The 14,114-nt window shown below is 38.6% G+C and carries 3 protein-coding genes; all 3 read right to left on the bottom strand.

What is annotated here, in order from left to right:
- Positions 1-131: 131 nt before the first annotated feature.
- Positions 132-4,592: a S8 family serine peptidase gene (locus tag ACFFUE_RS08990; RefSeq protein WP_376834598.1), complete on the bottom strand. Its 4,461-nt coding sequence runs from the start codon at positions 4,590-4,592 to the stop codon at positions 132-134.
- A gap of 268 nt (positions 4,593-4,860) precedes the next feature.
- Positions 4,861-9,282 carry a S8 family serine peptidase gene (locus ACFFUE_RS08985; RefSeq protein WP_376834596.1) on the bottom strand — a complete coding sequence of 1,474 codons (4,422 nt, stop codon included), beginning with the start codon at positions 9,280-9,282 and terminating at the stop codon, positions 4,861-4,863.
- Positions 9,283-9,547: 265 nt separating this feature from the next.
- Positions 9,548-13,996, bottom strand: coding sequence for a S8 family serine peptidase (locus ACFFUE_RS08980; RefSeq protein WP_376834594.1), 4,449 nt, complete (start codon positions 13,994-13,996; stop codon positions 9,548-9,550).
- Between the last annotated feature and the right edge of the window lie 118 nt (positions 13,997-14,114).

Raw genomic sequence — 14,114 nt, 5'->3', positions numbered from 1 at the left:
AAAGGCTGTCCGAAAAAGGATAACCTTTTGGTTTAGTCTTTCAACATTTTATCCTCACATTTAATAATTGCTAAAATCAAAAAAAGAGACAGCTTATGCCGTCTCTTTTCTCTTTCATTGATAATAATCTTTTATTTTATCATCAACTTAGCAGATTGTTTTTTACCGTTGTTATCCACTAGATTAAGGATATAAACCCCTTTTGGATATTGGGTCAGGTTCAAGTCTGCTTTGTTATCTCTAACATCTTGCTTATAGATTTGCTTACCACTCATATCGTAAACTTCTGCTTTCAGCGAAGTAACGCCAGAGCCTGCTTCTACTACAAATCTTCCATCGGATGGGTTTGGATAGATTTTCAAGCCTTCATTCTTCACATCGGATGTGGAAAGATTGGTGATATTTACTTCTACCCTCTTCGGTTCTGAAATCTTACCATCAGAATACAATGCATACACATCATAAGCATAGAGTCCGTTGGCTGTTACCACCTCATCATAGCTTTTATCCGCAACATCATTGGTTTCTTTCACTACCCCTGTATTGACTTTCTCTACTTTATAACCAACTAGTTTTGGCAAGTCTAACACTCCCATAACAACATTGGTATTAGCAGTAGCTAAAGATGGATCTTCAAAATGAGCTGCAATCTCTTGCTGAGTTACCAACTCCTGTCCCTCTTGGAACTTCACCAATGGATTATCTACCAAATTAACCCCAGATACCTTACCTGCAGCCGCGGTAGTAGTTTTATCATTATAACCTACCATGATATCATCTAGTGCCAACTCTCTTCCTGCATCTTCTGCTTTAGTTCTGTGATGGAACACTAGATAGAAATCTTTTCCTGTATAATTTTTGATATCTATTGTTCTGGTCACAAATTTTCCAATACCTTGTGTCAGCTCTGTACCTTCAAACGAATACACCTTATGCCCCGCTTTCAAGTAGTCTTCATCTATGGCTCTACCATCTTCTACCTCTACGATATAGACATCATATCTTTCTAGTCTTCTATGTCCCGCTGCAAATTTTAACACCTCTGCTCCAGATCGTATCCTAGGCGTAACGAACCAATCGTCTGAATCTATATTTTCATAATTATACCAAGATTGACTCATCAACCCGTTTCCAGAAGTGGCAAATAAACTCTGTACAGACCAAGTAGCACGCTGATCTCCTTTATTAATCACCGTAACACCAGCAGGTCTGGTTGGCGTACCCGTACCAAAGTTCTCTTCATAATCTGGATTCATCAATGGTCTTTCCCAAGTAAGTGCTACTTTATCAGTTTCCAATTGCCCTGCTAAGTCTTGCACTGGATTATAAAGCCCTTTTACGGTAATCAAATCAGCTTTTGTAACAGTTGCTGTATTCACCAAAGATTTCACTTCTAATGCGACGCTATATTTTCCTTCTTTAGCAAACTTAATATCTGGGTGAGTAGATGCAGCTGTTGTACCATTGGCAAACTCTACCCCATCGCTAGGGGTTACCGTCCATTTGAATTCCGTTGGCAAAGGATTTCCTGTAGAAGTATTGGTAAACTTCACCACTTCTCCCTCATAAATAACAGGAGAGGTATTGGTAAACCTTGCCACAGCCGCTGTATTTTTTGCTGTGATATAAGCTGTTTTGGTTTCTACTGTTTCCCCTTCTGAATTGCTCACCTTCAAGGTTACGGTATATTTTCCTTCTTTGGTGAACACCCCTTTTGGACTTTCAGAATTTTTATCAAAACCATTAGAATAGACAAAGTCTTCCGCAGCACCTCCTACTCGCTCTATCACCCACTCACGAGACAAAATAGGTTGCGATGCTGTAGTTACCACATCACCTACCAATGTTACCTCTTCAAATGTATTAGGATTAACTTTACTTGCTCTAAAATCCACCATTGGTTTTCCTTGAGCATATCGAAGATCTACATTATCCAGCAATACGGCATAAGACTCTTCCTCTGCCTGCATTTTATGATGGAATCCTAAATAAATCACCTGATCCGCATCTGGTGTAAATTCATACACATATCTTTTATAAGCCGCTGAAGGCGTTTCTACAGCGATACTACCCAGCTGATTCATTCCTGCTTTATCAGGATTATTACCCCAATAAACCGCCACTTTTTCGTTCATTGATTGGGCTCTTCCCAAATAGAATGATAATCTATAAGGTACGCCTCCTTTCACTTTTAGCGGATTAGAATACATCCAATCATCTGTTCCTTTTCCTCCTCCTGGGAAGCTTACTGCAATTGAAGTTCCTGCATAAGCCAAATTAGCATCCACATATTTCATCCAAGCTCTACCATCACCATTCACATCCTCTGCCGTCCAGCCTCTGCTTGCAAAATCCTCTTCATAACCGAAAGAAAACGACTTGTCTTGAGCCGTAACATCTACCAAATAACTGTACGCATTGATTTCATCTCTATTGTTTACACTTACTTCATCGCCATCAAACTCTACAGTTGCCACAAATTTAAAATCTACAAAAGGCTCTGTAAGATTCACATTAGCGGTTACTTTCTGTACCTCTTTAGATGCAATTTCAGATAAAGGCAACTCTCCTGAAGACACTACTTCTCCTGTTGCTACTTTAATAAATTCATACTTAACTTTAGCCCCCGTTACTGATTGAGCTCCTTTATTTTCCACTTCAATCTCTACGGGCGTTGCAGCAGTGTATTGAACATTAGGTACGGCTACTTTTATTCCTTTAAGGGCCAAATCTATATTAACACCTGCATTGACACCTGTGGCAACCAATGAATATTCTTGAGTAGTGGTTTTCTCCAAATCTACCAACAGATTACCATCTGCGTCATAAACAAACTTATTTTTTCTAAGGTCTGCTTTGTGAGACACCTCTATTTCATAAGTAGCCCCTGCTTCAGGATTTTCTATCACCACTTGCTCCACATTATCCACCACATTATTCCCTTTTACAGCAGGATTATTTGGATTTACAGGGTCTAATGTCCACGGCAAATATTCCACTCCATTTTTAGTAATTTTAATATCCAAATCATTCACCAAAGTAGGCAGTCTATTATTCAGTTCGCCATCACTTGGTAAATCTTTCGGAGCAGGATCCGTCCAAGCAACAGTCACTACAAGAGGCTCGGAACCCGACGCCACAACTTGGATTCTATCTGAATTTTTATTCCTTAGGGTTCTTTCCGAAATCAAAGCATACTGCCCGTTGGTAGAAATGGTTACCGCTGCTTTATGAGCATCAAGCAATCCCCAACCACTTTTATAATCTGGTCCTACCGCATCTCCCGCTTCATTAGCCGTTCCAATAGCTAAAGCACGCAATGTAGCTGCTTTCATAAAGGTACCATTGTTCAAGTTTTTATAATGCTCTTGAAGCAAGATTAAAGACCCTGCCACATTAGGAGATGCCATAGAGGTTCCATTAGAAGCCGCATAAGATGTAGCATTAGGCGTCACAGAAGAAACCACTCCTACCCCAATCCCAGAAAGATCTGGCTTGATTCTACCATCATCTACAGGTCCAAAGGCACTAAAACTCGCCATCTTCACATCAGAAGCAGTTTTGTAGCCATTTGCCATTTTTTCTGCAGCCCCTACAATAAGAATGTTTTTTCCTAATGCACCTTGATTCACACTATCAAACCCAAACTCCCCACCATTCTTCTGACGCGTTTTGGTAGATTCTCTCCACTCCCATTTTTGAGTATCTTCATTAAAGACCTGAACATAGTGTACACCACCCGGCTCTGGTCCCATTCCTCTTGGGTTTCCAGCTGCCTTTACGGGTAAATAATATGGAGCATTCTGTGCAATAACATCCCAATTTCTATCACTCTCTGTATATTTTCCATAGTACTTAAACTCCGTATCATCATCCGAACCTACCCAGTGCCAGCCCGTAGTCCCCGAATAGTTTCCCCAAACAAATCCTCCAAGAAATCCATAGGAGTGATTAGACACCAATGCACCATCTAAAGCCGCCTGCACCATCTCTGCTGCATCATCTGTCCAATCGTAAGCATCCAAGTTAGCCTTTGGTGCCATCCCTTTAGCCCTTGCATCTACTCCAGAAGCCACCAAAGTTCCTGCCACGTGCGTTGCGTGAGAATTAGCCCCCGCTGCCAAATCTTTCTGTTTCACTCTACCCCCAAACTCCTGATGCGATGTCAATACACCACCGCCATCCCATTCGTGAATTTTCATTCCATCCCCATCAAGATTAAAAATTCCAGCAGAGCTATTCAACTTATTGGTTCCTGTTCCTAGAGCCGCCCCTACATTTGTCGTAACATAATAAAGGGGTCTTCCCGTTTTTCTATCAAAGCCTTTCAACTGGAAGTGCTGCCCATTAGATTCCCCCGAAAACAAAAGTCCCTTCTCTTGAGCTTTTGCTTGCAACTGCTTTGTAGTAAGCGTGTTTTTTTTCAAATTCTTTTGCAACGCCTGCAATGCTTGCAAATTAGTTTCTTTCTTAATTAACTGCACTTGCTTTTCTGTCTGTGCAAAAAAGAAAGACGGCATTAGCATAAAGCCCGCTGCAATAGGCAAAGTACTATTCATTCCTAGTATTCTACCAAATGTAGATTTCTTCATATAAATGTTTGTTTAAAATTACCCAACAATATTAACCATATCTTACCATATACGCAAGATAAAAAACAAACAAAATAAAAATATTATAATAAACAAACATTTGTTTAACAAAAAGAAAATACAAAAACAATAACCTAAATTTATCATTTTATCAATAGAAAAATCACTATGCAAAACACAACATAAAACCATCTCCACATCGACCATTAAACAAAAGAAGCCGTCCATTACTGGACGACCTCCTTGTTATTGATTTAATAATAAAAACTTATTTTATCATCAATTTCGCAGATTGTTTTTTACCATTATTATCCACTAAATTAAGGATATAAACCCCTTTTGGATATTGGGTCAGGTTCAAGTCTGCTTTGCTTCCTCTGAAGTCTTGCTTATAGATTTGCTTACCACTCATATCGTAAACTTCTGCTTTCAGCGAAGTAACGCCAGAGCCCGCTTCTACTACAAATCTTCCATCGGATGGGTTTGGATAGATTTTCAAGCCTTCTTTCTTCACATCGGATGTGGAAAGATTAGCAATATCTATGGTTACGCTTACTGGTTCAGATTCTTTGCCATCAGAGTAAACGCCATAAACTTTATAAGTATATGAACCATTTTCTGAAATAGCATCGGTATGCGTTCTATTATCCACACCATCCTTAGTAACAAGAGCTACATCATTCTTCTCAATTCTATAACCTGTGAGGCGAGGGATATCTATGAATCCAAATGGCTGAATGACTTCCGAAGTCATTACTTTAGGTTTAGAAAACTCTTCAGATGTCACCACTCTTTCCTTTGTTTTGATGATAGACTTATAATCCTCATACTGCGTAGCATCAACCTGTTTTCCTGAATTAGACTTTGGTAATGTATTATCATACCCTATTTCTAGTTCATCAATAATCAAAGCAGAACCATCATCAGAAGCTTTAGTTCTATGGTGGAATGCAATAAAGAAATCTTTATTGGTATGGTCTTTTATATTAAACTCTTGAAGCGTATAGGTTTTAATAGTGCCTTGTGCTTCATTAGTCAGAAATTTATATCCTGCTTTGAGTTGTTCCACTGTAGGGGTTTCACCAGATTCTGGAGCTTCTACCACATAGAAATCATATCGCTCTGGATATGGCACTCTCATCATAAACCTTAATACTTCAGCTCCTGCTCTCATCTTAGGTGTTATCAACCAATCATCTGCATCGAAGGGCCCACCATAAAACCAAGATAACGATGCGATTGCCTTTCCTTTGTAACCTGCCCCTAGTGGCACCCAAGTATAACCATCTCTGTTTTCATTAATAACTGTCCATCCACTAGCATTAGCATCTGTTTCAAAACTTTCCTGATACAGAATGTTCATAATAGGTCTTTCCCAAGTTAAATGAACCTCTTTAGAAGCATTGTCAAGTGAATATTTCAAATCTCTTGCTTCATTATAGATTCTATTTACTGTGATATAATTCTCTCTTATTATGGAATGGGTATTCTGTTCAGATTTTACTTCCAACGCTACCGAATAAGTTCCCATCTTATTAAATTTCACTTTTGGATGAAGAGATGCATCTGTAGAATCTACAAACTCAACACCTTCACTTGGCGTAATAGTCCACTTAAATTCAGTAGGCAATGGATTCCCCGTAGAGGTGTTTCTAAAGGCAATCTGTTCTCCTTCAAAAATAGAAGTAACGGCGGCATTAAAGCCAGCTCTAGCAGCAACATTTTTCGCTGTAATATAGGCCTCTTTCACCGCTTCAGCTTCACCTTTAGCATTAGTCACTTTCAGTATCACTTTATAAGTCCCTTCTGCTGTAAATCTTACTTTTGGATTTTCTGAAGCAGCAGATGTATTTTCTTTAAACTCAAATGTTGCGGGTTCAATAATCCATTGACGAGACAATACTGGCTGAGTAGAAGCTACCAAAGTTTTATCTTGAAAAGATACGGTTTCATAAGTATTAGGATTTACTTTACTTGCTGCGAAATCTACCACTGGCTTCATCTCTGCGTGTTGCACCACTACTTCGTCCAATGCCACAGCATAAGTTTCTATATCTGCCGCCGCCAAGTGATTAAATCCTATATAAACGGTCTGATCACTAGGTACTGTAAATTCAAAATGATTCTGGGTATATTGATTAAAATCTGCTACTTCTATCCTTTGTCCTATTGGATTAGTCATCGCAGTAACTTTAGGCTCAGTTCCCCAGAACAGTTGAACCCCTTCTTCCAACTCTTGGAATTTTCGGGTATGAAGCACCACTCTATATAATGCTCCACCTTTAAGTTTAATTGGATTAGAAAACAACCAGTCATTTGTTCCCTTTACACCGCCAGCCAAATTGATAGCGAAATTGGTTCCTTTGTAAGCTAATCCAGAAGACTCATATTTTCTCCAAGTACTGCCATCTGCATCCACATCTTCTGATTGCCATCCATTTTTTGTAAAATCATCTTCAAAACCAAAGGTATGCGTTGTTTCGTCTGGTCTAAGGTCTGCCACAATACCATACACCAAAGCTTCTTCTTTATCATTAACAGCCACCTCATCTCCTGACAATAGGACCTGTGCCACAATTTTGTAATTAACAAAAGAACGGCTCAAATCCAATGTTTTCTCGATCTTCAGAACACCTCCTGCAGGAATGTCAGTTAAATTTTCTGAACCCGAAGTTACCGATATCCCCGTATCTACATTGATTAATTCATAATTCAACACGCCACCTGATGTGGATTCTACACCTTTATTTTCAATCTCAAATTCCACTGGTGTCTGTGAACCATATTCTGCTAATTCAGCTTTTACATTGATTTTCTTAACTGTTAGGTCTTGCTTTACTCCTGCATTAACTCCCGTTACTACCAAAGAATAATCTTGAGTTGTGGTATTTTCTAAATCAATTTGCAAATCACCATTAGCATCAGTAATCAGTTTATTTTTTCTCAGATTACCTTTGTGTCCTACTACAATTTCATACACTGCTCCTGCCTCTGGACTTTCTATCACGATTTGCTCTACATTATCCACCGTATTATCCCCTTTCTCCGCTGCATTAGCAGGATGCTCAGGGTTTAGTTTCCAAGGCAAAAACTCTTCCCCGTTTTTTCTTACTCGCACATCTAGGTCATTCACCAATGTAGCTAATCTTTCATTCAAGGTATCTTCTGATGGTAAATCCTTAGGCGCTGGGTCTGTCCAAGCAATGGTTACCACCAAAGGTTCTGAACCAGAAGCCGTAACAGAAATTTTATCTTGCGTTGAATTTCTAAGGGTTTTCTCTGAAATCAACGCATATTTTCCATTGGTAGATATTGCCGTTGCTGCTTTGTAGGCGTTTAACAAGCCCCAACCACTTTTATAATCTGGTCCTGGAGCATCGCCAGCTTCATTGGCAGTAGCAATGGCCAAAGCTTTCAGCGTAGCCGCTTTCATAAAAGCTCCATTATTCAGATTTTTATAATGCTCTTGTAGTAATAATAAGGAACCCGTAACATTAGGAGATGCCATAGAAGTACCACCCATAGTGGTATAAGCCGCCACCCCTCCTGTATTGGTAGAATAGATGCCCACACCAATCCCCGAAATATCAGGTTTGATTCTACCGTCATCTACCGGACCGAAGGCACTAAAACTTGCCATCTTCACATCGGAAGATTTCTGGTAGCCACCATTGATTTTTTCAGCTGCTCCTACCACCAAAATATTTTTACCCAATCCTCCTTGATTCACACTATCAAATCCAAATTCGCCTCCATTTTTTTGTCTATTCTTAGTAGATGATTTCCACTCCCATTTTTGAGTACTTTCATTATAAACCTGTACATAATGTGTTTCTCCTGGCTCTGGTCCATCACCTCTTGGATTTCCAGCAGCTTTTACGGGTAAATAAAATGGTGCATTCTGTGCAATAACATCCCATTCTCTATCGCTTTGGGTATATTTACCATAGAGTTTATATTCTGTATCTTCATCACTTCCTATCCAATGCCAACCCGTCATCCCAGAGTAATCTCCCCATACAAATCCACTTAGATAACCATAAGAATGGTTAGATAATATAGCTCCGTCCATTGCAGCAGAGACCATTTCCGTTTCATCATCTGTCCAATCATAGGTATCCAAAAGTGCTTTAGGAGCCATACCTTTGGCTTTAGCATCCACCCCAGACGCTACCATTGTCCCTGCCACGTGTGTAGCGTGAGAACTATTGCTAGATGGCTTATCTTTCTGCACTACCCTTCCTCCAAATTCTCTGTGAGCCACATTAACAGCACCACCATCCCACTCGTGAACTTTCATCCCCTCTCCATCAAGATTGAAAATTCCAGCAGAGCTGTTCAGTTTATTGGTTGCAGTACCTAATGCTGCTCCCGCATTGGTGGTAATGTAATAGATAGGTTTTCCTGTTTTTCTATCGAAGCCCTTCAACTGAAAATACTGCCCCTTGGATTCTCCTGAGAATAATAGCCCCTTTTCTTTTGCTTTTAATTGCAACTGTTTCGTAGTAAGAGTATTTTTCTTTTTATTGGCTTGAAACACCTTTAAAGCCTGAAAATCTGTCTCTTTTTTTATTGCTTGAAGTTGCTTCTCCGTTTGAGCAAAGAAAAAAGACGGCATCAGCATAAAACCTGCTGCAATGGGTAAAAGCCCGTTTCCCAACAAAGCTTTAACTTTCGTAGATTTCTTCATATAAATGTTTATTTAAATTTCTGTTACAATTTTATGAATTATTTTTTTACCATACAATATAAAACTTTACAAAAACAATCGATTTTAAACATTTTAAACGATTGTTTAGTTAAAATACAATAAAATTAACAGTAAAAAATTTCGATTATCACAAAATAAAAATAACAAAAAGAAACAGCATAAAACCATCTACACATCGACCATTAAACAAAAGAAGCCGTCCCCTATTGGACGACTTCCTTGTTATTGATTTAATAATAAAAACTTATTTTATCATCAATTTCGCAGATTGTTTTTTACCGTTGTTATCCACTAAATTAAGGATATAAACCCCTTTTGGATATTGGGTCAGGTTCAAGTCTGCTTTGCTTCCTCTGAAGTCTTGCTTGTAGATTTGCTTACCGCTCATATCGTAAACTTCTGCTTTCAGCGAAGTAACGCCAGAACCTGCTTCTACTACAAATCTTCCATCGGATGGGTTTGGATAGATTTTCAAGCCTTCATTCTTCACATCGGATGTGGAAAGATTGGTAACATTTACCTCTACTCTCTTCGGTTCTGAAACCTTACCATCAGAATATAATGCATACACATCATAAGCATAGAGTCCGTTAGCTGTTACCACCTCATCATAGCGTTTATCCGCAACATCATTGGTTTCTTTCACCACACCCGTATTGACTTTCTCTACTTTATAACCAGTAAGCCTTGGCAAGTTAAGAACCGCCATAGTTGTTTTATGATGGCTTGAAACCTCAGATGGAGCTGCTATATGAGCCGCTACATCCTTATAGGACACTAATTCTTTAGCTTCCTGAAGTTTCATAAGAACATTCTTCTCAGTTTTTCTAACTTCCTCGGTAGTCTTGCCTGTAGCCACTTCATTATCGTATCCTACAAGTATATCATCAATAGCCAACTCATATCCTTCATCTTCTTTTTTAGTTCTGTGATGAAATGCTAAATAGAAATCTTTACCTGTATAGTCTTTAATATCTATTTTTCTTTTCACAAAGCTTCCGAAGCTTCCCGTGAGCTCTTTTCCATCGAAGCTATAAACTTTGTGCCCAGTTTTCAGATATTCTGGAGTTATTTCTCTACCTTCTTCTGCCTCTACGATGTAAACATCATATCTTTCAAATCTTCTATGTGCTACCGAGTAAGTCAATAACTCTGCTCCTGAGCGTATTCTAGGCGATACAAACCAATCATCCGTATCAATATGATCAAAGAGATACCAAGATTGATTCATTAGTCCGTTTCCTGTGGTACTAAATAAACTCTGAACCACCCAGGTAGATCGCTCATCTCCACCATTGATAATTGTAACACCTTCTGGTGCTACCGCTACACCAGTTCCAAAGTTTTCTTCATAATCAGGATTCATCAATGGTCTCTCCCAAGTTAAAGACACTTTATCTTCACTGAATGCACCTTCAATATTTTTAACTGCATTGTGAACACCTCTTACAGTAACAAGATTTTCTCTTCTAACTTTTGCGGTATTTACTTTAGAAGTCGCCTCCAATTCCACAGTGTACTGACCTGCTTGAGTAAACTTAACTTCCGCATCCCTAGTAGCAGATGTAGTACCATTAACAAACTCAACACCTTCACTTGGAGTGATTGTCCATTTGAATTCCGTTGGCATTGGATTACCTATAGAAGTATTCCTAAACTTCACCACTTCCCCTTCATAAATAGTAGGAAGAGTATTGGTAAATCTTGCTACTGCTGGCGTGTTTTTAGCTACTATATAACCATTTTTAGTTTCTACAGTTTCTCCTTGCGAATTAGTTGCTTTTAAAGTAATGTTATAAGCTCCTTCTTTATTAAATATTATTTTAGGATTAGCTGAATTTTTATCAGTTCCCTCAACAAAATCAAATGTAGAAGGCTCTACAACCCACTCCTGAGAAATAACAGGCTGAGAAGCAGTTGTAACTATATCACCTACCAAATCTACCATTTCAAAAGTATTAGGATTAACTTTACTTGCTCGGAAATCTACCATCGGCTTTCCTTTAGCATAGCGCAAATCCAGATTATCTATCGCTACAGCATATGAAATTTTATCTGCATCTACTTTATTATGAAAACCTAAATAAATGATACCATCCGTCTGAGGCACAAATTCGTACACATAGCGTTTATAATCTCCTGGCTCGGTAGGTATTTCTATTTTTTCAAACAAATTGGTCATCGCTTCTTTATTCGGACTAGTACCCCAATATGCTGAAACATTTTCATCTAATGGCTGAAATTTACTAGCAAAGAAAGACACTCGGTATGTTTCACCACCTTTAACCTTAAATGGATTAGAATACATCCAATCATCAGTTCCTGCTGTTTCTCCAGGAAAATTAAGAGCAAATGAGTTACCAGCATAAGACAATGCTGGATCTGTATATCTCATCCAAGTTTTTCCATCTCCATTCACATCTTCAGAAGTAAAACCTCTTGTTGGTAAATTTTGTTCAAAACCATAAGAGAATGCTTTATCTGGTGAAGTAACATCTACTAAATAACTATGAATAGTGATTTCATCCCTATTATTCACATCTATTTCATCACCTTCAACCTCTACTGTTGCCACAAACTTAAAATCCACAAAAGACTCTGTAAGATCTACCTTTACCTGAAGTGTTTTTGTTGTTCTAGCTTCTATTGAGTCTATAGCAAGATTTCCCGAAGAGACCACTCCTCCTGTACTAGCATTGATAAATTCATACTTTACAACAGCTCCAGATAGCGACTCCATACCTTTGTTTTCAACTTCAATCAACACTGGTGTTTCCGATGTATATTCCACATTCGGCACTGGAACTTTTATAGATTTAATGCCTAAATCTTTCCCCACCCCTTCATCAACACCTGTAATCACTAAAGAGTATTCTTGTATTGTAGTTTTTTCTAAATCAACCTGCATTGTTCCATCTGCATTATAGATAATCTTATTCTTTTTAAGATCGCCTTTATGAGAAATTTCAATCTCATAAGTAGCTCCCGCCTCCGGCTCTTCTATCACTACCTGCTCCACATTATCCACGGCATTATTACCTTTAGTAGCGGCATTATTCGGATTAGCAGGGTCTAGCTTCCACGGTAAATATTCCGCACCATCTTTAGTAATTTTGATATCAAGATCATTTACTAAGGTGGCAAGTCTATTATTCAATTCTTGTTCACTCGGCAAATCTTTAGGTGCTGGATCTGTCCACGCTAGAGTTACCACAAGCGGTTCAGAACCAGATGCTACAACCTTCATCTTATCTACCGCTGTATTTCTCAATGTTTTTTCTGATATTAAAGCGTATTTACCATTGGTAGAAATAGTTACAGCCGCTTTATGAGCATTTAACAATCCCCAACCACTTTTATAATCTGGTCCAGGAGCATCCCCAGCTTCATTAGCCGTTCCAATAACTAATGCTCTAAGTGTAGCAGCTTTCATAAAAGCACCATTGTTCAAATTTTTATAATGCTCTTGAAGCAAGATTAAAGACCCTGTCACATTTGGAGATGCCATAGATGTACCACTCAAAGATGCATACGAATTATCATAAGGTGTTGCCGATGAAATGAGCCCAACTCCAATTCCCGTAATATCAGGCTTAATTCTACCATCATCTACGGGACCAAACCCGCTAAAACTAGCCATCTTCACATCTGTTGCAGCCTTATACCCATTGGTCATTTTTTCTGCAGCTCCAACAATGAGTATATTTTTTCCTAAAGCACCGTGATTAATAGTATCAAACCCTAACTCTCCTCCATTTTTCTGGCGAGGTTTGGTAGATTCTTTCCATTCCCATTTTTTTGTTTCTTCATTATATATCTGAACATAGTAAACTTCACCTGGCTCAGGACCTGCTCCTCTTGGATTTCCAGCCGCTTTTACGGGAAGATAATATGGAGCATTTTGAGCTATAACATCCCAATCTCTGTCACTATCTGTATATTTTCCATAATATTTATATTCCGTATCATCATCAGAACCTACCCAATGCCAGCCCGTGAGACCTGAATAACCTCCCCAAACAAATCCGCTGACAAATCCATAAGAGTGATTAGAAACCAAAGCCCCATCTATAGCAGCCTCTGTCATTTCTATAGTGTCATCCGTCCAATCATACGCATCCAAATTAGCTTTAGGTGCCATCCCCTTCGCTCTAGGATCTACTCCAGCCGCAATCATTGTTCCTGCCACATGGGTAGCATGTCCATTAGCTCCTTGTGCTTGATCTTTTTGAGTAACCCTATTACCAAACTCTTGATGAGTTTTCAAAACAGCCCCACCATCCCATTCGTGAACTTTCATCCCCTCTCCATCAAGATTAAAAATCCCAGCCGAACTATTGAGCTTATTAGTTCCCGTTCCCATTGACGCTCCAACATTGGTGGTCACATAGTAAAGTGGTCTCCCTGTTTTCTTATCAAATCCTTTCAACTGAAAAAACTGCCCATTAGATTCACCAGAATACAATAATCCTTTCTCTTCTGCTTTCGCCTTAAGCTGTTTTGTAGTAAGGGTGCTTTTTCTCAACCCCTTCTGCAACTGCTGCAATCCTTGAACATTCGTTTCTTTCTTGATAACTTGAATCTGCTTCTCAGTCTGAGCAAATACAAATGTTGGCATCAGCATAAAGCCTGCTGCAATTGGCAACAAACCTCTCATATTGAGATTTCGTTTTACCAAAGTAGATTTCTTCATAACAAATTAAAATTTAAAATTCACCCAGCAATATTAACAACTAAAAACCAAACAAACAAGACATTTTTATAAAAAATATTTAAAAAATTACATAATTAAACAAACATTTAATTTATAT

The organism is Bergeyella porcorum (assembly GCF_042427575.1).
Lineage (GTDB): Bacteria > Bacteroidota > Bacteroidia > Flavobacteriales > Weeksellaceae > Bergeyella > Bergeyella porcorum.
Note: the sequence above shows the minus strand (reverse complement) of the source record. Positions and strands in the feature narration are given on the sequence as shown.

Bases quoted from the DNA above. Each gene is read 5' to 3' on its own strand.
- ACFFUE_RS08990 (WP_376834598.1), bottom strand. From the start codon at position 4,592: ATGAAGAAATCTACATTTGGTAGAATACTAGGAATGAATAGTACTTTG.
- ACFFUE_RS08985 (WP_376834596.1), bottom strand. From the start codon at position 9,282: ATGAAGAAATCTACGAAAGTTAAAGCTTTGTTGGGAAACGGGCTTTTA.
- ACFFUE_RS08980 (WP_376834594.1), bottom strand. From the start codon at position 13,996: ATGAAGAAATCTACTTTGGTAAAACGAAATCTCAATATGAGAGGTTTG.